The following is a 26,438-nucleotide window of genomic DNA, read 5'->3' as shown; positions in this document are numbered from 1 at the left end:
TGATAAGCGACAATCCACGGCCTCACGAAGTGGGACGACAGATGACAGAAGTTCTACATAAATTCGATTACGTTGATCCATCAACGTCTTACCGCTAGGACGTTCCCGCTTTGGACCGTCAGCCACTCCCACCTTCGCCTATTCGACCGCACGATGCCTCAGGTGTCGTACGCGAGGCTGTCGACGCCTTTGCGTCCCGCCTCAACGAGCATGACCCCTTCGTTGCGGCGTTCGATCACTGCATTACGCCGATGGTCGTCAGCGATCCAACGCTACCGGATAACCCGCTGGTTTACGTCAATCGTGCGTTCGAGGCTTTGACGGGGTTCTCGGCAGTCGAGGTCGTTGGCCGGAACTGCCGTTTTATGCAGGGACCGTTGACCGATCAGGCCGACGTCCGACGCATGAAGGACGCAATTGCTCTTCGTAAGCCGATCGATATCGACCTTCTGAATCACCGTCGTGACGGCACGCCGTTCTGGAACCGCCTCATGGTCGCGCCCGTGCATGACGCGACCGGCAGCCTACGCTACTTCGTGGCATCCCAGCTCGATGTCACACTCGAGCGGCACGGGCTGTTGCAGTTGGAACGCGACCGCGACACGCTGAGTGCCGAGCTTGCGAAGCGCGAAGTTGCGCTAGCCGAACGAGAGGCCCGCCTGGCACTTGCGCTCGATGCTGGCGGACTGGGCACTTGGACCATCGACCTGCCGGAATGGCGGCTCAGCTACTCGCCAAGTTGCCTGACGAACTTTGGCCGGCCTGTCGGCGAAAAGTTGTCGATGAAAGGTATGCTGGCATGCGTTCATCCAGAGGATCGAGACCTCCTCACGACCTCGCTGAACAACGCTATCGAGCATGGCACGCGGTATAACGTCGAATACCGCATATTGACGCCTGAAGGCGAGCAACGCTGGATCCATTCCCAAGGCTCGCTGCAGCGCCGTGCGGATGGCACGCCGTTGGCGGTTTCGGGCTTTTCGAGCAATGTTTCAGCGCGCAAATTCGCCGAGGAGCAACGTTCGGTTCTGGCCCATGAACTGACACACCGCGTGAAAAACACGCTTGCGACAGTCAGTGCCGTTGTCAGTCAGACGCTACGCGATGCTGCGTCCCTCGCTGAGGCTCGGGATGCGGTATCGGGCCGCATCGCCAGCCTAGCGTCTGCCCACGAACTGCTGCTCAAGGACGAGATCGAAGGCGCGGCGATCGGTGAGATCGTCGAGCGGGTGCTCGCGCCGTTCATGGACAGCAACGGTCGACGGTTTTCCGCTGTCGGCCCGACGATACGGCTGACCCCGGAAGTGACACTTGCGTTGTCGATGGCGCTGCACGAGCTGGCGACCAATGCGATCAAATATGGTGCGCTCTCGGTACCGGAGGGTCAGGTGAGCATACGCTGGGACCTGAACGGCAATGGGACGGAACGTCGACTTACCTTCTCCTGGGCAGAGCAGGATGGTCCTGTCGTTGCCGTGCCTACGCGTATTGGATTTGGTACGCGAATGATTGAGCGTGTCCTGTCACGCCACATCCGCGGCAGGGCGGAAATCCAATATTTGCCGGAAGGTGTTCGCTTCGCAATCGAAGCGCCGATCTAAGCTCTCGACCATGTCTGACATTTATTAACGCCGTGGCGGGCCCATTGCGTGACCACATTGGTTAAGAGCTCAGCTTATCGGGATCTGTCATATGTGCCATGTGCTCGTCATCGAGGATGATTTCCTCATCGCCGATCACATCATTCAGCTGATCGAGCGGGCTGGCGGCACATCCTTTGATCAGGCCGCCTCGCAAGATGAGGCAATCGATGCCGCGAGATTGCGGCCTCCCTCCATCATCATGTCCGACGTCAATCTCTCAGCCGGTACCGGTCCTGCCGCGGTGGAAGCCATCATCTTGGAGCATGGGCCGACGCCCGTGATCTTCGTTACCGGCACGCGCGAAGCATGCCATGTAAGTCGGCCATCGATGATCGTTCTCGACAAACCGATCAACGAACAGGCTCTTATCGCGGCGTTCCAAAGTCTGGCGCCCGCCTGAGCCAGCGATCGCCGACGGTCAGTGAAGCAGTCGCCCCATCGGCCTTACCTGTAAGACCTGGTACCTCATCAAGTTGTCTCAGGTCACTGAACCCGCCACGTTCCTTACCATATCCAACAATCATCATGGGAATGTAGATGACCCTTCGTTCGATAGCCGCGCTCGGAGTTGCCGTATTCTTGGGGGCGACGGTGCTGGCAAAGCCGGTGCCGATCGGGCCTGCGGCGGTGCCGTTCAGCATCGGCTCGATGCGTACTGTGGCCTTGCGGGACATGATCAACCGCGTTCCGAACGACGGCAGCGTGTTCGGCAAGAAGGAAGGCCCGGCAGCTGTCGCGGATATATTGCGGAAAGCAGGCGCGCCAACCGACGCGCTATCGCTCGGTGTCGATGCGCTGCTTGTCCGCATGCCGGGCCGTATGGTCCTTATCGACACTGGCCTGGGCCCCAAGGTTGGTGGCGTCCTGATGCAGAGCCTGGCGCTCGCCAAAGTATCGCCGGCGGACATTACTGACGTCCTCATCACGCATTCGCACGGCGATCATGTCGGCGGCCTGTCGAGCGCGGACGGCAAACTGGCGTTTCCCAACGCGACGATCCGTATGACGCGCGCCGAATGGGCGTTCATGAAGAGCCAGCCCGACAATGCCGCGCTAGTCGCGACGATCACGCCGAAGGTCATGCCGTTTGATCCTGGCGCGGCCGTGATCCCGGGTATCCGCGCGGTCCCGCTGGCGGGGCACACGCCCGGCCATAGCGGCTACGAAATCACGTCAGACAGCCAGAAGCTACTCGACATGGGCGACGCTGCTCATAGCGCTATCGTGTCTCTCGCCAGGCCCGAATGGATCATCGGCTACGACACCGACGGCGAGCAGGGGCGCCAGCGGCGGACGGCCGAGCTGGCCAAGTTGGCAGCGAGCGGCGAACATGTGTTCAGCCCGCATTTTCCGTTCCCAGGGCTCGGCCAGATCGTCAAGGCCGGCACTGCTTATCGCTGGCAACCGGTGAAACGCTGACACCGACGGGATGCCGTCGTCACGTGCGGCCGCCCGGCACGTTATTCCTCCTGAGCCGTTTGCTGCTGATATCCACCAGCAGGAACCGCTATGACCGACGATCCGCGTACCAGCCAGCCGACAAGTTTTCCTGATGAGCCGCGGCAGCCAAGACCCGGTTTGACGGCGAGGATGCGAACCAAACCCGATCACGGCGAGGAGAGCTACGTCGGCAAGGGCCTGCTGAAGGGCAAGGTGGCGCTGATAACCGGAGGGGACTCCGGTATCGGCCGGGCAGTGGCGATTGCTTATGCCCGTGAGGGAGCCGACGTTGCGATCTCCTACCTTGCCGACGAGCAAGCCGACGCCGAAGAGACACTGACGTGGGTAGAAAAGGCGGGGCAACGTTGTGTTTTGCTTCCGGGCGATCTTCGCGACCGGGATCACTGCATAACCCTGGTTGAGCGTACGATCGCGGAACTCGGTGGCATCGATGTGCTCGTCAACAACGCTGCCGCTCAGACAATGAACGAGGGCCTTGATAGCATCGACGACGACGAGATGCAGGCCGCGTTCGCCGCTAACGTCTTTGCCATGATCCGTTTGGCCAAGGCAGCAGCGCCGCACATGAAGCCGGGTTCGGCGATCATCAACACGACCAGCGAACAGGCAAAGGTCGCTGGCAAGAACATGATTGTCTACGCAGCAACCAAGGGCGCTATCTCTAGCCTGACGGTGGGCCTGTCCAACCTTCTATCCGGCGAAGGCATTCGCGTGAACGCGGTGGCGCCAGGCCCGATCTGGACGCCAATCCAGCCGATCGCCAAGTCACCGGAGGAACTGGAAACGCTCGGCCAGAACACGCCGCTCGGCCGCGCTGGACAGCCAGGCGAACTCGCTTCCGCCTATGTGATGCTCGCGTCGGCGGAGGGGAGCTACATGTCCGGTAATGTCGTGGCCGTGACCGGCGGGGTTCCAATTTCCTGATTCTGATGGCTAAACCTCAGCCGGCTGCACGTCCGCAGTCAGCTGAGGTGGCCATAGGATCTATGGTGCACCAAGGCTTTCAGGACGCCACGATTGGGCCAGCGTCAGCCGCTATTACCAGAGCAGAGGGGTCGGTGATCCGCTTGCCCCAGCTAGCAGGCCCAGAGGCGGTTCTAAGCACGATTGTTGTAGCAGACGGTTTCCGAGCGCGAATCATCTTACTTGGCGAGCTTGGTAATCGTTGATGCAAAGCACTTTTGCAGTCGAAGCTGCTGACCGAGAACGAATTTCCACGGCACCGGATGTCGATTTGCATCGTTCACTCCGGAATTTGGGAGATTTGGAACATGGCAACGATCGATCTCGGCAAGGGCATGCCCGCAGCGGACCTGCACGACGACAAACCGGTCGCGGGATCATTCGGCAGCGAGGACGTTATTCTGGTCCGGCATCGCGGCAAGGTCTGCGCGTTCGCTGGCAAATGCACCCATCAGGGCGCACCGCTGGAAACCGGCCTCGTGATCGACGGGACAGTGCGCTGCCCGTGGCACCACGCGCGCTTTTCGCTCAGTGACGGCGAGGCTGTCGCCGCCCCTGCGTTCGCGCCGCTCGACACGTTCACCGTGGTCGAGAAGGACGGCGTCGTCACCATTACCGGCAAGGAGGAGCAGACGCGGGCCACCCCGTCGACCCGGTCGATCGGCAAGGTCGTCATCGTCGGCGGCGGTGCGGCGGGGCACGCCTGCGCCGACATGCTCGCACGCTCGGGTCTCGGCGGCGACGTCACGATCCTGTCCGACGACGCCGATGCGCCCTATGACCGGACCGCGGTTTCGAAGGACTATCTCGCAGGCGATGCCGAGCGCGACGATACCGCACTCCCCGAACCCGGCCTGGGTCGCGGTCCTGCGCCGAACGTCCGGACCGGCGTTGCTGTCGCGTTGATCGACGTAGAAGGTCACGCTGTCGTCACCGCCGACCAAGACCGCGTACCCTACGACGTTCTCATCCTCGCCACCGGCGCGACGCCGGTCACGCCGGACACCGTGAAGGCCGCGGATAACGTGTTCGTGCTGCGCACGCTTGCCGACGCTGACGCAGTCAAAGCCGCGGCAAAGGACGCGAAGCGCGCGATCGTGCTGGGCGCGAGCTTCATCGGGCTCGAGGCCGCCGCATCGCTTACCCAAGCCGGGCTTTCGGTGACGGTGATCGCCAGGGACAGCGTACCGCTCGCCAAGGTCGCAGGGCCGGAAGTGGGTAAGTTCGTGCAGGCGCTCCACGAGGAGAAGGGCGTGACCTTCCACCTCGACTGCGAACTCGCGCAGTACGACGGCCACACCGCGATGCTCGACGATGGCACGGCTATCGAAGGCGACTTGCTCGTGGTCGGCGTCGGTGTCGAACCACGGATCGACCTCGCCAAGGCGGCAGGGCTGAAGATCGCAGAAAAGGACGCTGGCGGCGGCGTCTCGGTCGATGCGCAGTTACGGACCTCGGCCGACGGTATCTACGCGATCGGCGATATCGCGAGCTATGCCGACCCAAGGCTCGGCCACCCGATCCGCGTCGAGCACTGGGTCCATGCGCAACGGCAGGGCCAATGGCTGGCGCGCTCGCTGCTCGGCGCAGTCACCGGCGGCTATGGCGACACACCGTTCTTCTGGACCGGGCAGTATGACACCAGCCTCCATTATGTTGGTCACGTAGCCAAACCCGACGACCGCCGCATCGAAGGCGATGTGGCCGCTGGCGACTTCGCAGTCTTCCTGAAGGAGGACGGCAAGGAGCAGGCCGTGATGACCTGCGGCAACCACGACGAGATCGCGCTCAAAAAGGAGGCCGCATGGGACGCGGCGTGATGCGCCCGACGCTGTTCTTCCTGCATGCGCTGGGCGGCAGCGCCCGGTCGTGGGACGCGGTGATCGCGCGACTCGGCGCGTTCGACTGCCGACCGCTCGACCTGAACGGCTTCGGCGATGCGTCCGACGCGACCGGGTTCACGGTGGAGGAGATGGCCGACACCATCGCCGAACAGATCCGCGCGGAAAACGCGGACCGATGGATGCTCGTCGGCCACAGCATGGGCGGCAAGATCGCGACGATTCTCGCGCAGCGATCGGAGGCGGGACGCCTCTCCGGGCTGGCCGGCGTAGTGCTTATGGCCGCGTCGCCCCCCTCGCCCGAGCCGATCGACGACGAACGCCGCACGACGATGATCGACTGGGTGAAGCAGGGCCCAGTCGGTATCGAAGACGCCCGCGACTTCGTCGACCAGAACATCGCCGCCCCGCTGCCGCCTGCTGTCTATGACGCCGCCGTCGCCGACGTTCAGCGCGCCAATCCCCAGGCATGGCGAGCATGGCTCGAACAGGGCTATCGCGAGGACTGGTCGGATCAGGTCGGCACGCTCAACACCCCTGCCGTGATCATCGCCGGCGCCGAAGACGGCGATTTGGGCGAGGCGAACCAGCGCAAGCTCAACGTGCCGCATTATACCCACGCCCGGTTCCAGAGCATCGCCGGCGCCGCGCATCTTCTCCCGTTCGAACAGCCGGACAGCGTCGCCCACCTGATCCGCGATCACGCGCACGCCGTCGGTGCAGCGAGCATCCCCGCCGACTATGAACGCCTGATCGCCTCCGACCGCGTGAGCGCACGCACCCGCGCGACGCTGGCCGAACGCGCGATCGCAGACGACCCCGACTATCAACCCAAGATCGTGTCGGCGAAGCAACTCGAAACCCTGCGCGCGCTCGTCGACCGCGTGATCCCGCAGCACGGGATCGACCTCGCCGCGCGGATCGACACGCAACTCGCGGGCGGCGAAGGCGATGGCTGGCGGTTCGCCGCGCTTCCCGTCGACGCCGACGCCTATCGCGCAGGGCTCGACACGCTCGACACACTTGCGAACGGGGCTTTCGCCAAACTCGCTGGTGAAGACCGCGACGCCCTGCTCCACACGATCGAAGCCGCCGACTGGTCCGCCAAGACCCCGCTTACCCTCGAGCAAATGACCTTGTGGTTCGAGGACGTTCGCGCCGACGCCGTGCGGTTGTGGCTCGCGCATCCGGCAACGATGGCGCGGGTCGGCTATGACGGCTTTGCCATTGGTGGCGATGGCGTCCGCAAGCAGGGCTATGCGCTGACCGCCGCCGAGGAACGCGAAGGCTGGGAGCCCGCACGATGAACCTTGACCAGATGCGCGCCTATGCCGAGACCGATGTCGTCGATGTCGTGGTGATCGGCACCGGTGCCGGCGGCGCACCGTTGCTGGCCCGCCTCGCCAAGGCCGGGCTGAAGGTGGTCGCGCTCGAAGCCGGCCCCAACGGCGAACCCCAACGGCACACGCCGGATGAACTCGCGGCGAGCGACATCTACTGGATCGACGAGCGGCTGAGCGACGGCGCAACGCCGCAGGCGTTCGGCGGCAACAACAGCGGCACCGGCGTTGGCGGGTCGACGCTGCACTGGGGCGCGTTCTGCCCTCGTCCCGATCCGCGCGATCTGCGCCTAAAGACGCTGACCGGCCAAGGAGAAGACTGGCCGATCGAGCACGCCGAGCTGATCCGCTACATCGAACAGGTCGAGGCGTTCATTGGCGTTTCGGGCCCCGCCGATTACCCCTGGGACGCGGCCCGCCGCTATCAACTGCCCGCGGTCAAGCGCAATGCGCCCGCCGATGCGATGGCGGCGGGGTGCGCCGCGGTAGGCATCACCGCGACCGACGCCCCCGCTGCGCTGGTCTCGCGCGACTGGCGGCAGGAAGGCGGCGGGTTGCGTCAGGCCTGCGTCAATTGCGGCGCTTGCCATCAGGGGTGCCGCAACGGCGCGAAGGCGTCGATGGATACCACCTATCTCCCGCTCGCGGTCGCCGCCGGCGCCGAGATGCGCCCCGGCTGCCGGATGACCGGGGTCGAGCGCGACGCCGCCGGCCGGATCGTCGCGGTAGTCTACCGCAACGGCCGGCAGGAGCACCGTCAGCGGTGCGCCGCGGTCGTGCTCAGCGCCGGCGGCGTCGAGACCCCGCGCCTGCTGCTCCATATGGGTATCGGCAATGCGAGCGGTCAGGTCGGCCGCAACTTCATGGCGCATGTCGCGACGCAGGTCTGGGGCCGCTTCGACGCCGAGATGCGCTGCAACCGCGGCTATCCCTCATCGCTGATCAGCGAGGATATGCTGCGCCCCGACGGCGCGGACTTCGCGGGCGGCTATCTCATGCAGAGCCTCGGCGTGCAGCCGGTCACGTTGGCGACATCGTTCGCGCGCGGCGGCGGGCGCTGGGGCCAGGGGCTGGTCGACGTGATGGACAGATACCTCCATCTCGCGGGCATCGGCATCAACGGCGAATGCCTACCGAGCGACGACAACCGGCTGGTGCTCGCCGACGAGACCGATGCGTTCGGCGTGCCCAAGGCGCGCGTGACGTTCGGCTATGGCGCCAACGAGCAGGCGATCGACAATCACGCGGTCGCGACGATGACCGCGATCTGGCAGGCGGCGGGCGCGCACGATATCGTCACCCTGCCCCGCGCCGCGCATACCATCGGCACCTGCCGGATGGGCGAGAACGGCGACACCGCGGTCGTCGATCCGTGGGGTCGCAGCTTCGAGGTCGACAATCTGTGGATCTGCGACAATTCGGTCTTCCCGAGCTCGCTCGCCGCCAACCCCGCGCTGACCATCATGGCGCTGAGCCTGCGTACCGCGGATCGGATACTCGGGAGCGGTTGAGGATGGCGAGTACGGCAGGACCCACAAACGGACGTTCGCACCTACTTAGCCAGCGCCCAACTTGTGCCATTCGTTCATATTCTGCAAACAAGAAACCGCTCCGATGCGCGCTGAATCAAGTTCGATGGGTCAGGTCTTCGCTACACAATCGTTGGCGTGATCCCGCCATCAACGCGCAACGCGGCACCGTTGGTCGCCGCAGCCAGCGGGCTTGCAACATAGGCGACCATGCTGGCGACCTCTTCCGGCTCGATCATCCGCTGGATCAGCGAGGTCGGTCGGTCCCGGCTGAAGAATTCGCGTTCGATCTCGGCATCCGATTGCGAGGCATCGCTTGCCACGCTCTTGAGGAAGCTCACGATACCCTCGGAGCGCGTGGTGCCCGGCATCACTGTATTGACCGTGACGTTGGTGCCTTTCGTCAGCGCCGCGAGACCGCGCGAGATGGCGAGCTGCGCGGTCTTGGTCATGCCGTAGTGAATCATGTCGGGCGGGATCAGCACGGCGGATTCGCTCGAGATGAAGATGATCCGCCCCCAGTCGCGCGCCAGCATGCCGGGAAAATAGGCACGCGCAAGCCGCGCGCCGGACAGCACGTTGACCTCGAAGAAGCGACGCCAGTCGTCGTCGGTGATCTCGGCGAACGGTTTGGATTCGTAGATGCCAAGGTTGTTCACAAGGATGTCGACCGCCGGCACTGCCGCGACGAGCGCCGCTGCGCCCTCGGCTGTCGCTGCATCGGCGAGGATGGCACGCGCTGCACCGATGTCGGCGGCGGCAGCATCTAGCTTGCCCTGGTCGCGACCGCAGATGATGACGTCTGCACCCTCGGTGGCGAGCTGGCGGGCGATCTCAAGTCCGATGCCGGCGGTCGATCCGGTGACGAGGGCGCTCTTGCCGCGAAGTTTCAGGTCCATGCGAATGTCCTTGATTAGTTCAGTGTCCGTTAAACCCCAGGTAGGACTGCTCCCCGCGCTTGATAATCGCGCAGCTTGGCGCTTTACCCGTGAAGCAATTTCACAGGTGGCCGATGGATAACCGCGCGGGCGAGATGCAGGTCTTCCTGCGAGTGGTGGACACCGGCAGCTTTTCCGAGGCTGCGCGGGCGTTGCTGATGACACCGTCGACGGTGAGCAAGCTGATCGCGCGGATCGAAGCCCGGATCGGGGTGCGGTTGATCGAGCGATCGACGCGGCAACTGTCTTTGACCGCCGAGGGGCAGCTCTATTACGAGCGCGCCCAGATGCTGCTGGCGGACCTGGACGACCTCGACAGCCAGTTGATGCAAGGCGCCGCTAGCCCCGGTGGCACGGTACGGATCACGGCATCGGTCGGGTTCGGTACGCTCGCGATCGAGCCGTTGCTGCCCTCATTCTGGCAGCTCTAACCCAATATCGTCGTCGATCTCTCGCTGTCGGACGATATCGTCGACCTCTATCTCGACCGGACCGACATCGCGTTTCGGATCGGCATCCTGCCTGACTCGTCATTGACCGCGCACAAGCTCGGGACCGCACGCCGCGTCATCGTCGCATCGCCGGACTATCTCGCACGCCGCGGCGTTCCGGTCGATTTCGCGGATCTTGCCGACCACGACTGTTTGGGCTTCAACTTCCGCCGGACGATCACGTCGTGGCCGATCGCGGACGGGGGACGGATCGTCGAGCGCGCCGTCAGGGGATCGCTGATCGCCAACAACGGCGAGACGGTCCGGCGCATGGCGGTTGCCGGCGTCGGTTTGGCGCGGCTCGCCGATTTCCATGTCCGCGACGAACTGGCTGAGGGTCGCCTAGTCGAAGTGCTCCCCGGTCCCTCCGCCGGCGACACCGAAAGCGTCCACGCGCTGTCGGTCGGCGCGCGCGAACTGCCACGCCGGGTGCGCGCCTTCCTCGATTTCGCGGTTCCGCGCCTGCGCGCGTTCGTACAGGGCTCAGGCGGCTGAGCGTGCGCGTCAGTCGGCGGCGTCGAGCACGCGGATGATACGGCGGTCCGGAATCAGCCACAGCGCGATAACGGATACGTACAGCCCGATCGCGATCCAGCGGCTGACGAACGCCAGCGGCACCGCCAGCGTATAGAGCGCAATGCTGCCCCAGCCCTTCCAGTCCGAGCCGATCGCGCGGGCGACCGCGGAGGTCTTTCCGTTGCAGGCGATGATCGCGCGCTCGGTCAGCGTATAGCCGATCGCGGCAAGCCCGAGGACGATCCCGTAGGCGGCAGTCGCACCCGCCGCGAACTGGCTTTCGTCGAGCCAGCGGATCACGAACGGCACCAGGCTGAGCCAGAACAGCAGGAAAAGGTTCGCCCACAACACCCGCCCGTCGATCCGATCGACCGCGTGGAACATGTGGTGGTGATTGTTCCAGTAGAGCCCGACGTTCACGAAGCTCAGCAGATAGGCGAGCAGAACCGGCGCGGCATCCACCAGACCGTAGAGATCGCCGGTTTCGGGGACCTTCAGTTCCAGCACCATGATCGTGATGATGATCGCGACGACGCCGTCGGTGAACGCCTCCAGCCGCCCCGGCCCCATTCGACGTCCGCTCATACTCGCTCCGTGCCGCTGGTGATTGTCGGGGGAAGCGTAGCCGCGCAATTTCCGGAAGTCCCGGCGGCGGTGGTCGCCCGCGACGGAATATGTCGGTTATCCGCAAATTTCGTTTCGGTTCGACAATAATGGTGCGGGATCGGCGCGCATTGACGAGCGGACGCCTGCCTTTTGGGAGCTAAGCACATGAAAATCTGGATCGCTTGCCTTGCGACGGTCACGACGATGCTCGCCCCTCTGGCCAGCGCGGACGCCCAGCAGACGCCGCGGCCGACGATCGTGCTCGTCCACGGCGCGTTCGCGGAGTCCGGGTCGTGGAACGGGGTGATCGAGCGGCTGCGCGCGGACGGCTATACCGTGATCGCCGCGTCGAACCCGTTGCGCGGCGTGGCGAGCGATGCCGCGTCGGTCGCGGGCGTGGTCACTGCGGTGACGACGCCGGTGGTGCTGGTCGGGCATTCCTATGGTGGGCCCGTCATCACCGAAGCGGCGGCACACGCGGGCAACGTCAAGGCGCTGGTCTATGTCGCGGCGTTCGCGCCGGATACCGGCGAGAGCGCGATCGCGCTGACCGGCAAGTTTCCCGGTGCCACGCTGGGCGCCGCGCTGGCGCCACCGGTCGTGCTGCCCGACGGGACCAGGGATCTCTACATCCAGCGCGACAAGTTCGCGCACCAGTTCGCCGCCGACGTGCCGGCCGCGCAGGCCGCACTGATGGCCGCGACGCAGCGCCCGGTTGCCGAGGCCGCGCTCAACGAGAAGGCGGTGACGCCGTCGTGGAAAACGATCCCGTCCTGGTTCATCTACGGCAGCGCCGACCTGAACATTCCGCCCCCCGTACAGGCGTTCATGGCGAAGCGCGCGGGGTCGAGAAAGACGGTCGTCGTCGCCGACGCCTCGCATGTCGTGATGACGTCCAATCCGCAGGCGGTCGCCGCGCTCATCGAAGAGGCCGCCGCCGCGCAATAGCGTCAGTGTCACACCCGCAAACAATCAGGACATTCCGATGCCAGACATGATGCGCGAAATCTCCCGGCGAGCCGTCGTCATCGGCGCCGCAACCACCGCGGCGGCGGCCAGCTTGCTGCCAGCGACGGCATTCGCCTCCCCCCTTCCCCACCCAGACGGAGTACCGAGAATGAGCAGCGGATTCATCAAGACCAAGGACGGCGTCGACATCTTCTACAAGGACTGGGGTCCAAAGGCCGCCCAGCCGATCGTGTTCCATCATGGCTGGCCGCTGTCGTCGGACGACTGGGACACGCAGATGCTGTACTTCCTCGCCGAGGGCTACCGCGTTGTCGCGCATGATCGCCGCGGGCATGGCCGCTCGTCGCAGGCCGATACCGGCAACGACATGGATCACTACGCCGCCGATGCCTCTGCGGTCGCCGAGCATCTCGACCTCAGGAATGCGGTCCATATCGGCCACTCGACCGGCGGCGGGGAAGTCGCACGCTATGTCGCCAAGTTCGGCCAGCCACAGGGTCGCGTCGCCAAAATGGTACTGGTCAGCGCGGTGCCGCCAATGATGCTCAAGACCGCGAGCAATCCGGGCGGCCTGCCGATGTCGGTGTTCGATGGCCTGCGCAAGGCGCTCGCCGACAACCGCGCGCAATTCTACCTCGATCTCGCCTCGGGGCCGTTCTACGGCTTCAACCGCCCGACCGAAATGCTCTCGCAGGGGGTCGTCGACAATTGGTGGCGCCAGGGCATGATGGGCGGCGCGCTCGCGCATTACGACGGGATCAAGGCGTTCTCCGAGACCGATCAGACTGCGGACCTGAAGGCGATCACCGTGCCGACGCTCGTCCTGCAGGGCGACGACGACCAGATCGTGCCGTATGAAAACGCGGCGGCGCTGCAGGCCAAGCTGCTGAAGAGCGCCACGCTAAAGATCTACAAGGGGTATCCGCACGGTATGCTGACGACGCATGCCGACGTCATCAATCCGGACCTGCTCGCATTTGTGAAAGGGTGATCGCAGGATGACTCTGGCGAGAGGGTGGCGGTCGTCGCTCTCTCGCTCAGCGATAGGCGACGCGCGCCGGGATCGTCACTTTGATCTCGGTGCCGGTTTCGGCGTGCATCGCCAGGGTCCCGCCTAGCGCGACGGCGCGTTCGCGCATGCCGATCAGGCCATAATGGCCGGGTCGATGCCCCGCCTCGCGGACGTCGGGCGGAAGGCCGATACCGTCGTCCGACACGCTGACGACGAGCTTGTCGGAGGTTGAGCGGATCACGACGACCAGCCGGTTCGCACCCGCATGCCGCACCGCGTTGGCGAGCGCTTCGCGGACGATCTGCGCGATCTCGTCCGCGACGGGCGCGCAGACCGGGTACTGGGTGCCCTCCACCGCTAAGTTCCAGGTAAGCGGCAACGGCACGACATCCTCGGCGATCGCGGCGAGCAACGCGGGCAAAGCGACCGGCTCCATCGTCTCGCGTAGCGACCGAACCCGGTCGCGGCCGTCGAGCAGCACGTCATCGGCGCTCTCCAGCGCGGTTTCGAGGCTGGTGCGCGCACGGTCGCCGGGTGGCAGCAGTTCGACCACCGACTGAAAGCGCAGCATCAGCCCCTGGAAGCCTTGCAGCAACGTATCGTGGAGTTCGCGGGCGATCCGTTCGCGCTCCGCCAGCTGGACCTCGAAGCGGCCACGCGTACGGTCGGCGATCCCGCGGACGCGGCGGCGATAGAGCAGCCAGATCAGGATCAGCGCACCCACGATGCACACCGCCATGAACGCATATGTCTGGTAGAACCGCGGCGCGATCGTGAACGCCAGCGTGGCGCCCTCGCGGTTCCAGACGCCGTCGTTGTTGGCGGCGATGACCTGGAACCGGTATGTGCCGGGACCGAGGTTGGTATACAGCGCGTCGCGCGTGGTGCCGGCGTCGATCCAGTCGCGATCGATCCCCTCGATCCGGTAGCGGAAGCGGTTGGCGGTCGCGTTGGTGAGGCTGAGCGCGGTGTAGGCGATCCGGACATGATCGGTACCGGCGGGAAATGCGATCGCCTGATCGCCGGGGGGTTGCGCCGCGCCACCGGCATCGAGCGAACGGATCTGCACGGTCGGCGGCAACCGGTTTCGCGACAGATGCCGTGGGTCGATCATCGCCAGCCCCTTGTTGGTCGCGAACCACAACCGCCCCGCGGCATCCTGCGCGACATCGTTCGCCTCGACCATGTTCGAGCGCGCGCGGAAATCTTCCTGATACCCGAACCGCTCGTACGGGATCGGAATCCCCGGGTCCGCGAACGCGGCCTCCACAGCCGACGTTGGCATCCGGACGATACCGTCCGCGCCGATCGTCCAGGTCGATCCGTCCGCCGTCTGGAGCAGTCCGGTCAGTCCGGCGAGAAACGGATAGCTCCGGTCGCGTAGCGACTGGAGACGCTTTCCGTCATACCGTGCGAGCCCCTGATCACCGACGATGACCAGTCCGCGATCGGTCGGCACCCAGGTCGCGGTCCTGCCGGTCACCTGATCCTTGCTGCGCCACAGCAGCGTTTCGATACCGTCGTGCAGGCGGGACACCCCTTGCCCGATCCGTCCGAACAGGACGCCCCCCGCCCCATCCGACCGTACGCGGTGGATCGATCCGGCGGGAGTACCGCCTGGCTTGGCGACCGGCTGCAACCGGCGTCCGACCAGGCGGTACAGCTGTTCGAAGCCGGCCCAGAAGGCGCCCGCGTCATCCATCGTGCAGGTGATCGACAGCGGCCCGAGAACCGGCGTCACCTTGGCGACACTACCCGCGGGATTGAGATCGAGCAGGTATTTGCCTGACATGCCGATGACAAGCAGTCGGCGATCGTCGCCACACAACACGCCGATGTCGGGTTGCGCAAAGACGAGTGCGGGGACCCCGGATCGGCCGATGCGGTAAACGCCCGAGAGGCCGGCGACGAACAGATTGCGCGAGGACACGCTGCCAACGAAGCCGGATACGATCGCCTCGGTCTGCGCAGGCTGAGCGATGTTGCTAGGCGAGAACCGGTCGAGCCCCGATTCCGTCCCGACCCAGATATTGCCCTCGCGATCGTCCAGAAGCGCCATCGTCAAGGCGGCGGTCAGGCCCTGTTTCTCGGTGAACAACTCGATCCGGTCGGATGCCGAAGGGGGTTGAAACGCCGCCGCGGACAGTCGGCCCAACCCCGAATCCTGACCTGCGATCCAAAGATTGCCGTCATGGTCGAATATCATGCGCTCGACGACATAGGGCGTGGTGGCCGTGCCGGTCCGATACGCGCGCGCGGTGCGATCGATCGGCATGATCTGCGTCCCGGTGCGCCGCCAAACCACCCCGTTCCGGTCCTGCGCGAGCGAAGTCGGCCCCTTGATCGCAATGCCGGTCTCCTCGAAGCGATTGCTCCCCGGTTTGAGGCGAAGCATCCGCGGCATGAGCGACAGGTAGATGCCTCCCGGCGTACTCAGGATATCGCCCGTCTCGCTGTCGGGGACACCGCGCCCGGCGCCGAACGCCGTCCATTTGCCCGCCAACAGCCGACTGAGAACCAGCTTCCCCATCGAATCGCCCGCAACCCAGATTGCGCCGTCCTGCCCCTCGACGATGCTGTTCACGCCGCCGTTCGGTGCCCAGGGGTTCGCATCCTTCAACACGCCGCCGCGAACGACGGAGATGCCGCCAAAGTCGTACCCTACCCAGATGTCGCCGTTGCGCGCGGCAAGCAGTGCGGTGACCTGCGGCGAGCGATAGCGATCCTGATCGACGGGCACGAAGCGTTCGAAGACCACGCCGTCGAACCGATAGAGCCCCGTTGCGGTCCCGAGCCACAGATAGCCATCGCGTCCCTGAACGATCGCGCGGATGTTGCCCGGGGCACCATCGCCTAGCGTCCAGCGCGAATGGCGCATCTGAGCGATACTCCGTGCCGGATCGCGTGCGGACGCGCTGCTGACACTCAGGAAGCAGCACAGGATACCGAACAGGACGCGCGACAGGTCGCGGACAAGCGCTCTGCCGCGCTCGAAGCGTAGAAAGCTGTTTTGCGCGATCAAGCGGACGATACCCAAGCAGAGCTGATGATGATCGACGTTGCGCTCGCGGAACGAACAAATGCAAGGCCGGATCGCCTTGCGTCAGGTCATACGATATTTGGCCGTGCTACTGGCCGGGACGCGTGGGCGCAAATGTCACGATTGTCCAAATTGGGTCAGTCCTGTCCACGATCCTGTGCCAAGCTAGTGATATCAATGACATAGGTCCGCACCGGATCGACGGGAGAACAGGATGCCGCCGATGGACGGTCGGACCGACGACGCGGCGACGATCGGCGTGTGGCGGGGTGTCCGCATTGATGTCGCGCCGCGCGACGCAGTGAGCGTCGAGGTGATGGTCGCGAGCGCGGGCGTCTTCACGCACGAGACCGGTCGGGCGCGGCCCGGCGGCGGACTGGGCAATCTCGATGCGGCCCTCGGCGGCGCGATCACGCGGTTGCGCGCCGACGGCATTTTTCGCGCCGACATGGGCGACGTGCTGACCTTGTCGGCACCGGCGCCACCGATCCACGCGAACACCGTGCTCGCGATCGGGCTCGGCGATCCTGCGGTATGGACGCCCGCGACGATGCGACAGGCGGTGGCGACCGCGGCGTGCGAAACGATCCGGATCGAGGCGACCTCGGCGGCGTTCGCGCCGAGCCTGCTCGACAGCGGCCTCGATCCGGGCGGGCTGGCCGGTACGCCCGACGCGATGCTCGCCGGGCTGTTAGACGCACTGTCCGACGTTCCAACCCCGACGCTATCGCGCTGGGTGTTCTGCGTCGGCGCGGGGCGGTTCGAGACGGTGGTCGAGGTCTTTCGCGCCAGCTTCGACCGGCTCGCCGTGCAGTGACGCAGCGGCCGCTTGCCATATCCGCCAGTCACGGCGCAGGGTTGCCACTCTCCTTTCAGCCAGCCCGAGAGCCCGAATTGCCGCCCTCCCCCCGGATCCGGATCATGATCGTCGACGATCATCCCTTCCTTCGCGAAGGCGTGAAGGCCGTAATCGAAACGCAGGAGGACCTGGCGGTGGTCGCGGAGGCCGAGTCCGGCGAACAGGCGCTCGCGCTCTACCCGACGCGTCTCCCCGATATCGTTCTCATGGATCTGCAGATGCCGGGGATCGGCGGCGTCGACACGATTGCGGCGATGCGGAGCAACTGGCCGCACGCGCGGATCGTCGTGCTGACCACCTATTCGGGCGATGCGCAGGCGTTGCGGGCGTTGCGCGCGGGGGCGTCCGGATACCTGCTGAAGAACACGCTGCGCAAGGAACTGCTCGACACGATCCGCTCGGTGCACGCGGGAGGCAAGCATCTGAACGCGCAGGTGGCATCGAGCATCGCCTTCCACGTCATCGAGGATGCGCTGACCGAGCGCGAGATCGGCGTGCTTTCGCTGGCCGCGTCGGGCAATTCGAACAAGCAGATCGCCGCCAAGCTCGCCGTCTCGGAAGAGACGGTGAAGGGCCATATGAAGCTGATCTTCGCGAAACTCGGCGCGTCGGACCGCACGCACGCGGTGACGATCGCCGCCAAGCGCGGGATCATCACGCTCTGATCCGGGACGACATCCCCCGCCTCTAAAGAGGGGGCGAGCGCCACCCCGGCCGGGGCGCAGGCGATTGATCCGCATCCCCTATGCTCCTTCGTACAGACTGCGACGGAGACCCTGGCGATGCTGCATACCCTTCCTCCCGCGACCGCACTGCCGCGCGGGTTCGTGCCGACGGTGGCCGCCAGCCTGGTCGCGAATGCGGTCAGCACGCTCGATCACGATCCGCAGGTCGCACGGCATTATCTGGAGCGGCTCGCGGCGATGTTCGCCGACGATGTCGGGAATGGGTTCGCCGACGATGTCGGGAATGGGTTCGCCGACGATGTCGGGAATGGGTTCGCCGACGATGTCGGGAATGGGTTCGCCGACGATGGCGCACCCGCTGGCGGCCCGACCGCGAAGGCCAAGCCGGTCAAGGGCGGGCTCGCCGCGTGGCAAGTGCGCAACGTCGTCCAATATATCGATACGTATCTGGGCGCGACGATCGGGGTCGACGCACTCGCCGAGGTCGCGCGGCTCAGCACCGGGCATTTCTGCCGCGCCTTCAAGGTGACGACGGGCGAGACGCCGCACGCCTTCCTGATCCGCCAGCGCGTCCGCCGCGCGCAGACGCTGATGCTGCAGACCGACGATACGCTCAGCCACATCGCCTACGCCTGCGGGCTCACCGACCAGGCGCACCTGACCCGGCTGTTCCGCCGTGTGGTCGGTGCGACGCCGCTGATCTGGCGCCGCACCTGGCAGGCGCGCTGACCGACCTTTTCCAACGGGAGACTATCATGACCATCACCGCCGCCATCACTGCAACCGCCACGCCCGGCGCATCGCTGATCTCGCCGACCGATCACACGCTCGTGCTGATCGACTTCCAGTCGCAGATGGCGTTCGCGACCAAGTCGATCGCGACCGAATTGCTGCGCAACAATGCCGCCCTCATCAGCCATGCCGCGGCGGTGTTCGACGTGCCGACGATCCTGACGACTGTCGCGGTCGACAGCTTCTCCGGGCCGATGTTCAGCGAGATCACCGACGCGTTCCCCGGCGAGCCGCTGCTCGACCGCACCTCAATGAACACCTGGGAAGACGCCGCGGTGATCGACGAGATCAACCGGATCGGAAAGACGCGGATCGTGTTCGCAGGGCTGTGGACCGGCGTGTGCATCGTCGGCCCGGTTGCGTCGGCGATCGACCAGGGCTTCGAGGCGTATTTCATCAGCGACGCATGCGGCGACGTTTCGGTCGAGGCGCATGAGCGCGCGGTCCAGCGGATGATCCAGCTGGGCGCGGTGCCGATGACATCGGTCCAGTATCTGCTCGAGTTACAGCGCGACTGGGCGCGGACCGAAACCTACGACGCGGTCACCGGCGTCGCGCGGAAATTCGCCGGCGCCTACGGGCTCGGCATCACCTACGCCAAGACGATGTTCGGCGCGTCCGAAGGCGGGCACTGATCCGGTGCGGCCGTACCTGATCTCGCTCGCCGCCGGCCTGTTCGTCGGCGTGATCTATGCGCTGCTGAAGGTCCGGTCGCCGGCCCCGCCGACGATCGCGCTGATCGGGCTCGCCGGCATATTGCTCGGCGAGCAGGCAGTGCCGCTCGCGAAGAGCCTGTGGGCGAGCCGTGACAAGGCCGCCGCGATCCGGGCGGCCTGCACCGATCACGTGTTCGGGATGCTGCCCGGCCATCACCACGACGATGCGGCGTGATTGACCGCCGCACGACCATCCTCGGCGGGGCAGCGGCGACGCTTGCCCCGCTGCTAGCCGGCAACCGGAGACCGACCATGTCCGACCTGATCCTCGTAAATGCGAAGGTGACGACGCTCGACCGCGAGAACCCCGAGGCGCGGGCGATCGCGATCCGCGACGGCAAGTTCCTCGTGGTCGGCTCCGAGCAGGACGTGCGCGCGGCGGCTCCGGACGCGACCGTGATCGACGCGGGTGGGCGACGCGTCATTCCCGGGTTGATCGACAGCCACATGCACATCATCCGCGGCGGGCTGAACTATAACCTCGAACTGCGATGGGACGGCGTGCCGAGCCTCGCCGACGCGATGGCGATGCTCAAGAGACAGGTCGACAACACCCCTGCGCCGCAATGGGTGCGCGTCGTCGGCGGCTTCACCGAACACCAGTTCGCTGAGAAGCGCCTGCCGACGATCGCCGAACTCAACGCGGTGGCACCCGACACGCCGGTGTTCATCCTCCATCTTTACGATCGCGCACTGCTGAACGCCGCAGCCTTGCGCGTCGTCGGTTACGGCAAGGACACGCCCAACCCGCCCGGCGGTGAGATCGTCCGCGATGCGGCGGGCAACCCGACCGGGCTGCTGCTTGCGCATCCCAATGCGACGATCCTCTATTCGACGCTCGCCAAGGGACCGAAGTTGCCGCCTGAATATCAGCTCAATTCCACCCGACACTTCATGCGCGAGATGAATTCGCTCGGCGTCACCGGCGTGATCGATGCCGGCGGCGGCTTTCAAAACTATCCCGACGACTATGAGATCATCGAAAAGCTACATGCCGACGACCAGCTGACGCTGCGCATCAGCTACAATCTCTTCACGCAGAAGCCGAAGGAGGAACTCGCCGACTTCCAGGGCTGGGTGAAGCAGGTCAAGCCGGGCCAGGGCGACGACACATACCGCCACAACGGCGCCGGCGAGATGCTCGTCTATTCAGCTGCCGACTTCGAGGACTTCCGCGTCGAGCGCCCCGACATGCCGCCGAGCATGGAAGGCGATCTCGAACCCGTCATCCGGCTGCTCGCCGAATATAAATGGCCGTGGCGCCTGCACGCGACCTACGATCAGACGATCGGCCGCGCGCTCGACGTGTACGAGAAGGTCGCGAAAGACATTCCGTTCGACGGGATCAACTGGTTCTTCGACCATGCAGAGACGATCACCGACCGCAACATCGATCGGATCGCAGCGCTCGGCGGTGGCATCGCGATCCAGCACCGCATGGCGTATCAGGGCGAGTATTTCGTCGAACGTTACGGCACCAAGGCCGCCGAGCGGACGCCGCCGATCGCCAAGATGCTCGCCGCCGGGATCCATGTCGGCGCCGGTACCGACGCGACGCGGGTGGCCAGCTACAATCCGTGGGTGTCGCTCAACTGGCTCGTGACCGGCAGGACCGTCGGGGGGCTGGGTCTCTACCCCGGTGCCAACCGCGTCAGCCGTGAGAAGGCGCTGGCGATGTGGACGCACGAGAACACCTGGTTCTCGAACGAGGTCGGCAAGAAGGGCCGGATCAAGGTCGGGCAACTCGCCGATCTCGCCGTGCTGTCGGGCGATTACCTGACCGTTCCCGAGACCGACGTCCCGCACCTGCGGTCCGTCCTGACGCTGCTCGGCGGCAAGGTGGTGTTCGGCGAAGGCGACTACGCCCCGCTCGCGCCGTCGCTACCCAAACCGATGCCCGACTGGTCGCCGGTCGCGACGTTCGGCGGCTACCACCGCACGCCCGAAGCCTTGGCGAAACTCGCCGCCGCGTGCGGCTGCGCAAGCGGCTGTTCGGTTCACGGACACGACCATGCCGCCGCTCTCGGCCGCGAGGTCCCCGTGGCCGACGTCCAGAGCTTCTGGGGTTCGTTCGGCTGCGGCTGCTGGGCGGTCTGACATGATGGGGAGACTGAGAATGAACCGTACAAACCTGCTTATCGCAATAGCCTTGCTCGGCCTGTCGCCCTCCGCGCCCGGCTTTGCCCGCGACGCTCCGGCGACCGCCGACTATGCGGTGGGGCCACAATACGACACGACCCATGTCTACGTCGCGCCGGAGGATTTCGACCGCTTCGTCGCCAGCCTGACCGCCACGTTCGGCGGGACAGCCACGAAGAAGGGCGCGTTCCAGGTCACGCCGACGATCAGCAAGACCTTCTCGCAACTCGTGCTTATGCCCGCCGGATCGATTTCGGTATTCGGCTTCACCACGCCGGTCCCGTTCCCGTTCGGCAGCGAGCGCAACGGCTATCTCGTTACCGACATCGACGCGGCCGTCGCGTCGGCAGTCAAGCACGGCGCGACCCGCACCATAACGACGTTCCCCGATCCGATCGGCTGCGATGCCGTCGTCCAATGGCCGGGCGGAGTCGGCATGCAGATCTACTGGCACACCGCCAAGCCGAACTATCCCGCGCTGGCGACCATCCCCGAGAACCGCGTCTACCTCACGCCCGACGCCGCGGACGCCTTCGTGAAGAGCTGGACCGGTTTCGCGCACGGCAAGGTCGTTGCCGACGACAAGGCGGCGGATGGCAGTGAGATCGGCCGGCCGGGCACGCACTATCGGCGTATCCGCGTCGCATCCGGCTACGGCAAGACGACCGTGATGGTATCCGACAACCAGCTCCCCTGGCCCTATGGCCGCGACGTGACCGGCTATGAGGTGGGCAACCTGCAAGCCACGCTGGCCAAGGCGAAAGCGGTCGGCGTCGAAACGCTGGTCGAGCCGCATGCCGAGAGCGACCGGCAGTCCGCGATCGTTCGCTTCCCCGGCGGCTATATCGCCGAAATCCATTCGCCGATGGTCCGATGACCGCCGCTCGTGCACCGCGCTTCGTCGGAGCCATTCTCGACTGGAGCTGGACGGGCTTCCTTGCCCGCCTTGCGCTCGTCGGGGCGTATTTGCTCGGCGGAATCGTCAAGGCGAGCGACTGGACTGCCGCGGTCGCCGAGCAGGCGCACTTCGGCATGTCCCCGCCCGCCCTGTGGGCGGCGCTGACCGTCGCGATCGAGATCGTCGGCCCGCTGCTGATCCTGTCCGGTCGGTTCGTCTGGCTCGGCGCAGGCATGCTCGGCGTCTTCACGCTGTTCGCCGCCATCACGGCCAATGCATTCTGGGCGATGCCCGCCGGCCAGGAGCGTTTCATGGCCACGAACGCCTTCTTCGAACATCTCGGCCTGATCGGCGGATTCGTCCTCGCGGCCATGGTCGCGGAGATGGAAGCGAGACGTGCGTAGGCTCCTGCTGCTGGGATTGGCGTCGACGAACCCGGCGGCCGCGCAGACCGAGGCGTGGCAGCCCCCGACGCTGACCGTCACGCGCTACGACGAGGATTGGACGAGCCTTCGCGATCCGGCAGAGCGGAAGGACCATTGGACGGGCCCGTTCAAATACATCCCGATCACGGCGGACGCCTATCTCGTCACCGGAGTCGAATTCCGTCTGCGCAACGAGACGTACCACGATAATTTGTGGGGCGATGCGGATGCGCCCGACGACAGTTACCTCTGGGCCCGCGTCGTCCCGTACGCCGACCTGCATGTCGGAAAAGCGCGCGCGTTCGTCCAGCCGATCATCGCCTATGCGGCAGGCGTCGCGCCCTCCGCCAGCCCCGTCGATCAGACGCGTGTGGACGTGCTCCAAGGGTTTGCGGATGTCGACATTGGCGCGGTGACGTTGCGCGCCGGCCGGCAGATGCTCTCGCTCGGCACCGAACGCCTCGTCGGCACACGCTACGGCCCGAACGTACCGCTGGCTTTCGACGGCGCGCGCGGCATCGTCCAGATCGGGGCGGCAACCGTCAGCGTGCTGGCGGTGCGTCCGGTACAGCTGGGTCCGAAATCGTTCGACGACACGCGCTCGCGCAGCAAGTCGCTCTGGGGCGCCTATGCCACGCTTCCCGGTCTCGACATCTATTATCTCGGTTACCGCAATGCCCGCGCCGCGTTCGGCGGACGCACCGGGCGCGAACTGCGTCACAGCGTCGGCGCGCGATCGTTCGGAACCGCCGGCGACTGGCAATGGAATATCGAGGGCGTCGCGCAGTTCGGCCGCTTTGGCGGCAACAGGATCGGTGCATGGACGCTCGGTACAGAAGTCGGAAGATCCTTCCCCAACGCCCCATTTGCACCGGATGCCGTCATGCGGTTCAACATCGTCAGCGGTGACCGCCGCCGCGGCGACCGCACGCTCGGCACGTTCAATGCCCTGTTTCCAAAAGGCAAATATTTCGGCGAGCTGTCGCCGGTGGGGCCGTCGAACATCGTCAGCGTGAACCCGCGTGTGGCGATGACCGCAACGCCAGGCGTTTCCGCCAGCATCAGCGGCATGGCCTATTGGCGATACGCGCGTGCCGACGGTGTCTACGACGTTCCCGGCAATCTCCTGCGCGCGCCGGGCACGTCCAAGGCACGCTTCATCGGCAAGGAGATCGAGGCGACCTTGGCCTGGCAGGCGACGCCCGAACTCGAACTCTCGACATCGCTATCCGCCTTCGACGCTGGGCGGTTCATCTACGACACGGGCTCCGGCCGGACGATCGTCATGCTCGGCCTCGAGAGCAATTTCCGGTTCTGACCACACCGCCTCTTCCTCGCACGAACACGGATCCTGGAGATCGACATGGCCACCACCGCTACACCCACCGACCCCCGCGTGCCGTTGCTACTCCTGCTTTCCGTCACGACGGGCCTCGTCGACGCGGCCAGCGTGCTTGGTCTCGGCAAGGTCTTCACGGCCAACATGACCGGGAACGTCGTGTTCCTGGGCTTCGCGGCATCGGGCGCGCCGGGGTTCAAGATGCTGCCCTTCGTGGCCGCGCTGGCTAGCTTCATGATCGGCGCACTCGTCGGCGGACGGACCGGAAAGGCCCATGCAGGGGGATCGGAACGACGCTGGCTCTTGACATCCGCCATCGTGGAAACCGCGCTGCTCTGGGCCGCCGCGATATTGGCGCTGGGGTTCGACGTAGCTGCACAATCGCCTGAGGCACGGCTCTACCTTATCATCGGCCTGACGGGGATCGCGATGGGATATCGCAACGCCACCATCCGACAACTCAAGGTGGCGGATCTCACGACGACGGTCCTCACCTTGACGCTGACGGGGCTTAGCGCAGACTCACGAGCCGCCGGTGGAACGAGCACGAACTGGAGGCGACGCGTGGGCGCCGTCATCGCGATCTTTGCCGGCGCGGCGCTGGGCGCGGGACTGCTAGTGCATGTCGGTCTCTACGCGCCGCTCGCCCTCGCCGGAACCGTCGTGTTGTTCGGAACGCTGGCCTTCGCCTATCGTCTGGAAGCAGTATCTTCGACCTGATAAACGTTATGTCGAAGCAGCGTTTTGCAAATGGTGTGATAGGCGCTTCGCTGCTGGACGCTTTCGAGCAGTGCCAATCCCGCACGCGCATCACGAATGCAAATGACGACGAGGTTTAATCATCACGCCCCCAGATCACATTGGTCTTGATGACCCAGAAACCGACATTCAGCGTACCTTCGGGCCTCCCAACTTCGGACGCTTGTTCATATCCACTCGGACCAGCGATGAACAAGTCTTGTGATGTGACGGATCAACTGGACAGAGGCGGGGATGTTGCCAGCACGCTCCCCGCCACCATCTCATCCAATTATACGAAGGTTGGCGCCCAAGGCTCGATCGCCTGACCACCGAAAATTCGGGCGCGCGGCAAGGCAAAGATAAAATACGGATTGAGCATCGGCGGCGCGCCCACGGCATCGAGCCGTGCCTGCTGATCGGTACTGAAGACGATGTCCAGCGCGGCAATGTTTTCCAGCAGCTGCTCGGGCCGACTTGCGCCCACAAGGACCGAAGCAACACCGCCGCGCGCCGCGACCCAGGCGAGCGCGACCTGCGCCATCGGCCGACCGATTTCAGCGGCGATCACGCGCAATACGTCCACCACTTCGAAATTCTTTTCGGTGAACAGCATGCCGCCAAAGGGATTGTCGCCGTTCAGCCGGCCGTTGCTCCCGCTGGGCGCCGCGTCGCCGGCACGGTTGGGCAGACTGCCGGCCGGGCCGGCCTCGGCGATCTTGTCGCGGCCGTATTTCCCGGTGAGCATCCCCGCCGCCAAGGGACTCCAGGCGACGAGCCCCAACCCGAGCGCGTGCCCTGCGGGTATCACTTCTAGTTCGACGCCGCGGTCGATCAGCGAGTAGGAATATTGCAGGCCGATCGGCTCGGGCAGGCCATGGGCGCGCGCCAACGTCGCGATCTGCGCGGCGTACCAGGCAGGTGCATTGGAGAAACCGTAATAGAGGATGTCGCCGCGCCGCACCGCATCGGTCAGCGCGCGCAGCACTTCCTCGGGCGGGGTCGTGCGGTCCCAGACGTGCGTCCAGTACATGTCGATGAAGTCGGTACCGAGCCGGCCGAGCGATCCTTCGATCCCGTCGCGGATGTTGCGTGCGGAATTGCCGCCGGCGAGCGGCGTTCCCTCGCTCCGCGGGAAGCCTGATTTGGTTGCGATCACCATCCGGTCGCGGTTTCCCCGCTCGGCGATGAAGCGGCCGAGCATCTCCTCGCTCTGCCCGCCGGAATAGACATCGGCCGTATCGGCAAAGTTACCGCCTGCCTCAACATAGGTGTCGAAAATCACCCGCGCAGTCGCTTCGTCCGCACCCCATCGTCCGGCGCCAAAGGTCATCGTGCCGAGCGCGAGCGGACTGACCGTCAGTCCCGAACGTCCGAGCGTGCGATAGGTGGTGAGGGTCATTGCTGTAGCTCCTTGGAAAGTGGACCTGAGAATAGTGCTTGTTTGCGGGGGGATTAGCCGTCATCGCCGACAAGGCCTTGTGAAAGATCTGCAGC

The 26,438-nt window shown here is 65.3% G+C and carries 25 protein-coding genes; 21 read left to right on the top strand and 4 right to left on the bottom strand.

Annotated features, from left to right (window positions below; translation table 11 throughout):
- Positions 1–110 precede the first annotated feature (110 nt).
- The 7 genes from C8J40_RS18370 (at position 111) to C8J40_RS18340 (ending at position 8,759) form a co-directional block, all read left to right on the top strand.
- A complete protein-coding gene (locus tag C8J40_RS18370) occupies positions 111–1,601 on the top strand; it encodes an HWE histidine kinase domain-containing protein (RefSeq protein ID WP_132898239.1) in 1,491 nt (496 codons plus the stop codon).
- A 91-nt stretch (positions 1,602–1,692) separates the two neighbouring features.
- Positions 1,693–2,043 (top strand): response regulator, encoded by a 351-nt coding sequence (locus C8J40_RS18365; RefSeq protein WP_093401120.1) that lies wholly within the window; start codon positions 1,693–1,695, stop codon positions 2,041–2,043.
- A gap of 137 nt (positions 2,044–2,180) precedes the next feature.
- Positions 2,181–3,062, top strand: a complete 882-nt coding sequence (locus C8J40_RS18360; protein ID WP_165911507.1) for an MBL fold metallo-hydrolase — start codon at positions 2,181–2,183, stop codon at positions 3,060–3,062.
- Between the two features lie 90 nt (positions 3,063–3,152).
- Positions 3,153–4,028: an SDR family oxidoreductase gene (locus C8J40_RS18355; protein ID WP_056476130.1), complete on the top strand. Its 876-nt coding sequence runs from the start codon at positions 3,153–3,155 to the stop codon at positions 4,026–4,028.
- A 347-nt stretch (positions 4,029–4,375) separates the two neighbouring features.
- Positions 4,376–5,887 (top strand): FAD-dependent oxidoreductase, encoded by a 1,512-nt coding sequence (locus tag C8J40_RS18350; protein ID WP_132898238.1) that lies wholly within the window; start codon positions 4,376–4,378, stop codon positions 5,885–5,887.
- Positions 5,872–7,215, top strand: coding sequence for an alpha/beta hydrolase (locus C8J40_RS18345; RefSeq protein WP_207901268.1), 1,344 nt, complete (start codon positions 5,872–5,874; stop codon positions 7,213–7,215). The genes C8J40_RS18350 and C8J40_RS18345 overlap by 16 nt, the downstream gene beginning before the upstream one ends.
- Positions 7,212–8,759 carry a GMC family oxidoreductase gene (locus C8J40_RS18340; protein WP_243693487.1) on the top strand — a complete coding sequence of 516 codons (1,548 nt, stop codon included), beginning with the start codon at positions 7,212–7,214 and terminating at the stop codon, positions 8,757–8,759. The genes C8J40_RS18345 and C8J40_RS18340 overlap by 4 nt, the downstream gene beginning before the upstream one ends.
- Positions 8,760–8,899: 140 nt before the next feature.
- Here the strand turns inward: C8J40_RS18340 and C8J40_RS18335 are convergent, their stop codons facing one another.
- Positions 8,900–9,676, bottom strand: a complete 777-nt coding sequence (locus C8J40_RS18335) for an SDR family oxidoreductase (protein WP_132898237.1) — start codon at positions 9,674–9,676, stop codon at positions 8,900–8,902.
- Between the two features lie 113 nt (positions 9,677–9,789).
- On the opposite strand from C8J40_RS18335, the gene C8J40_RS20975 reads away from it, so the two are divergent.
- Both C8J40_RS20975 and C8J40_RS20970 read left to right on the top strand, forming a co-directional pair.
- Positions 9,790–10,146, top strand: coding sequence for a LysR family transcriptional regulator (locus tag C8J40_RS20975; RefSeq protein WP_347812485.1), 357 nt, complete (start codon positions 9,790–9,792; stop codon positions 10,144–10,146).
- Positions 10,147–10,152: 6 nt separating this feature from the next.
- Positions 10,153–10,701, top strand: a complete 549-nt coding sequence (locus C8J40_RS20970) for a LysR substrate-binding domain-containing protein (RefSeq protein WP_347812486.1) — start codon at positions 10,153–10,155, stop codon at positions 10,699–10,701.
- Between the two features lie 9 nt (positions 10,702–10,710).
- Here C8J40_RS20970 and C8J40_RS18325 read toward each other — a convergent pair whose 3' ends face one another.
- Positions 10,711–11,307 (bottom strand): TMEM175 family protein, encoded by a 597-nt coding sequence (locus C8J40_RS18325; protein ID WP_243693486.1) that lies wholly within the window; start codon positions 11,305–11,307, stop codon positions 10,711–10,713.
- Positions 11,308–11,493: 186 nt separating this feature from the next.
- Between C8J40_RS18325 and C8J40_RS18320 the strand changes: the two genes are divergently transcribed.
- Positions 11,494–12,276, top strand: a complete 783-nt coding sequence (locus tag C8J40_RS18320; RefSeq protein ID WP_132898236.1) for an alpha/beta hydrolase — start codon at positions 11,494–11,496, stop codon at positions 12,274–12,276.
- A gap of 169 nt (positions 12,277–12,445) precedes the next feature.
- Positions 12,446–13,288, top strand: a complete 843-nt coding sequence (locus tag C8J40_RS18315; protein ID WP_165911506.1) for an alpha/beta hydrolase — start codon at positions 12,446–12,448, stop codon at positions 13,286–13,288.
- Between the two features lie 46 nt (positions 13,289–13,334).
- On the opposite strand, the gene C8J40_RS18310 is transcribed toward C8J40_RS18315, so the two are convergent.
- Positions 13,335–16,346 (bottom strand): sensor histidine kinase, encoded by a 3,012-nt coding sequence (locus C8J40_RS18310; RefSeq protein ID WP_243693485.1) that lies wholly within the window; start codon positions 16,344–16,346, stop codon positions 13,335–13,337.
- 226 nt (positions 16,347–16,572) lie between these two features.
- Here C8J40_RS18310 and C8J40_RS18305 point away from each other — a divergent pair, with 226 nt between their 5' ends.
- The 10 genes from C8J40_RS18305 to C8J40_RS18260 all read left to right on the top strand — a co-directional run bounded on the left by C8J40_RS18305 (position 16,573) and on the right by C8J40_RS18260 (position 24,923).
- Complete coding sequence (locus C8J40_RS18305; RefSeq protein ID WP_165911505.1) at positions 16,573–17,166, top strand: M17 family peptidase N-terminal domain-containing protein; 594 nt, start codon at positions 16,573–16,575, stop codon at positions 17,164–17,166.
- Between the two features lie 104 nt (positions 17,167–17,270).
- Positions 17,271–17,873, top strand: a complete 603-nt coding sequence (locus C8J40_RS18300) for a response regulator transcription factor (protein ID WP_132898234.1) — start codon at positions 17,271–17,273, stop codon at positions 17,871–17,873.
- Positions 17,874–17,990: 117 nt separating this feature from the next.
- Positions 17,991–18,623: an AraC family transcriptional regulator gene (locus C8J40_RS18295; protein WP_243693484.1), complete on the top strand. Its 633-nt coding sequence runs from the start codon at positions 17,991–17,993 to the stop codon at positions 18,621–18,623.
- Positions 18,624–18,649: 26 nt separating this feature from the next.
- Entirely contained in the window at positions 18,650–19,321 is a 672-nt protein-coding gene (locus C8J40_RS18290; RefSeq protein WP_132898233.1) for a hydrolase, read from the top strand.
- A gap of 4 nt (positions 19,322–19,325) precedes the next feature.
- Complete coding sequence (locus C8J40_RS18285; protein ID WP_132898232.1) at positions 19,326–19,577, top strand: XapX domain-containing protein; 252 nt, start codon at positions 19,326–19,328, stop codon at positions 19,575–19,577.
- Positions 19,578–19,654: 77 nt separating this feature from the next.
- Positions 19,655–21,499: an amidohydrolase gene (locus tag C8J40_RS18280; RefSeq protein ID WP_132898265.1), complete on the top strand. Its 1,845-nt coding sequence runs from the start codon at positions 19,655–19,657 to the stop codon at positions 21,497–21,499.
- Positions 21,500–21,518: 19 nt separating this feature from the next.
- Complete coding sequence (locus tag C8J40_RS18275; protein ID WP_132898231.1) at positions 21,519–22,418, top strand: glyoxalase; 900 nt, start codon at positions 21,519–21,521, stop codon at positions 22,416–22,418.
- Positions 22,415–22,843 carry a DoxX family protein gene (locus tag C8J40_RS18270; RefSeq protein WP_132898230.1) on the top strand — a complete coding sequence of 143 codons (429 nt, stop codon included), beginning with the start codon at positions 22,415–22,417 and terminating at the stop codon, positions 22,841–22,843. Before C8J40_RS18275 ends, C8J40_RS18270 begins: the two co-directional genes overlap by 4 nt.
- Positions 22,836–24,182, top strand: coding sequence for an alginate export family protein (locus C8J40_RS18265; RefSeq protein ID WP_132898229.1), 1,347 nt, complete (start codon positions 22,836–22,838; stop codon positions 24,180–24,182). The genes C8J40_RS18270 and C8J40_RS18265 overlap by 8 nt, the downstream gene beginning before the upstream one ends.
- Positions 24,183–24,227: 45 nt before the next feature.
- The gene (locus C8J40_RS18260; RefSeq protein WP_132898228.1) at positions 24,228–24,923 is read left to right on the top strand and encodes a YoaK family protein; all 696 of its coding nucleotides are present in this window, start codon (positions 24,228–24,230) and stop codon (positions 24,921–24,923) included.
- Positions 24,924–25,233: 310 nt separating this feature from the next.
- Here the strand turns inward: C8J40_RS18260 and C8J40_RS18255 are convergent, their stop codons facing one another.
- Positions 25,234–26,343: an aldo/keto reductase gene (locus C8J40_RS18255; protein WP_056677988.1), complete on the bottom strand. Its 1,110-nt coding sequence runs from the start codon at positions 26,341–26,343 to the stop codon at positions 25,234–25,236.
- Positions 26,344–26,438: the final 95 nt, after the last annotated feature.

Origin of the sequence: Sphingomonas sp. PP-CC-3A-396 (assembly GCF_004343105.1) — a bacterium.
Taxonomy (GTDB): domain Bacteria; phylum Pseudomonadota; class Alphaproteobacteria; order Sphingomonadales; family Sphingomonadaceae; genus Sphingomonas.
This window is presented reverse-complemented; position numbering and strand designations above follow the sequence as displayed.

Coding starts and splice junctions, on each gene's coding strand:
- C8J40_RS18365 (WP_093401120.1), top strand. CDS start 1,693: ATGTGCCATGTGCTCGTCATCGAGGATGATTTCCTCATCGCCGATCAC.
- C8J40_RS18360 (WP_165911507.1), top strand. CDS start 2,181: ATGACCCTTCGTTCGATAGCCGCGCTCGGAGTTGCCGTATTCTTGGGG.
- C8J40_RS18355 (WP_056476130.1), top strand. CDS start 3,153: ATGACCGACGATCCGCGTACCAGCCAGCCGACAAGTTTTCCTGATGAG.
- C8J40_RS18350 (WP_132898238.1), top strand. CDS start 4,376: ATGGCAACGATCGATCTCGGCAAGGGCATGCCCGCAGCGGACCTGCAC.
- C8J40_RS18345 (WP_207901268.1), top strand. CDS start 5,872: ATGGGACGCGGCGTGATGCGCCCGACGCTGTTCTTCCTGCATGCGCTG.
- C8J40_RS18340 (WP_243693487.1), top strand. CDS start 7,212: ATGAACCTTGACCAGATGCGCGCCTATGCCGAGACCGATGTCGTCGAT.
- C8J40_RS18335 (WP_132898237.1), bottom strand. CDS start 9,676: ATGGACCTGAAACTTCGCGGCAAGAGCGCCCTCGTCACCGGATCGACC.
- C8J40_RS20975 (WP_347812485.1), top strand. CDS start 9,790: ATGGATAACCGCGCGGGCGAGATGCAGGTCTTCCTGCGAGTGGTGGAC.
- C8J40_RS18325 (WP_243693486.1), bottom strand. CDS start 11,307: ATGAGCGGACGTCGAATGGGGCCGGGGCGGCTGGAGGCGTTCACCGAC.
- C8J40_RS18320 (WP_132898236.1), top strand. CDS start 11,494: ATGAAAATCTGGATCGCTTGCCTTGCGACGGTCACGACGATGCTCGCC.
- C8J40_RS18315 (WP_165911506.1), top strand. CDS start 12,446: ATGAGCAGCGGATTCATCAAGACCAAGGACGGCGTCGACATCTTCTAC.
- C8J40_RS18305 (WP_165911505.1), top strand. CDS start 16,573: ATGGACGGTCGGACCGACGACGCGGCGACGATCGGCGTGTGGCGGGGT.
- C8J40_RS18300 (WP_132898234.1), top strand. CDS start 17,271: ATGATCGTCGACGATCATCCCTTCCTTCGCGAAGGCGTGAAGGCCGTA.
- C8J40_RS18295 (WP_243693484.1), top strand. CDS start 17,991: ATGCTGCATACCCTTCCTCCCGCGACCGCACTGCCGCGCGGGTTCGTG.
- C8J40_RS18290 (WP_132898233.1), top strand. CDS start 18,650: ATGACCATCACCGCCGCCATCACTGCAACCGCCACGCCCGGCGCATCG.
- C8J40_RS18280 (WP_132898265.1), top strand. CDS start 19,655: ATGTCCGACCTGATCCTCGTAAATGCGAAGGTGACGACGCTCGACCGC.
- C8J40_RS18275 (WP_132898231.1), top strand. CDS start 21,519: ATGAACCGTACAAACCTGCTTATCGCAATAGCCTTGCTCGGCCTGTCG.
- C8J40_RS18270 (WP_132898230.1), top strand. CDS start 22,415: ATGACCGCCGCTCGTGCACCGCGCTTCGTCGGAGCCATTCTCGACTGG.
- C8J40_RS18260 (WP_132898228.1), top strand. CDS start 24,228: ATGGCCACCACCGCTACACCCACCGACCCCCGCGTGCCGTTGCTACTC.
- C8J40_RS18255 (WP_056677988.1), bottom strand. CDS start 26,343: ATGACCCTCACCACCTATCGCACGCTCGGACGTTCGGGACTGACGGTC.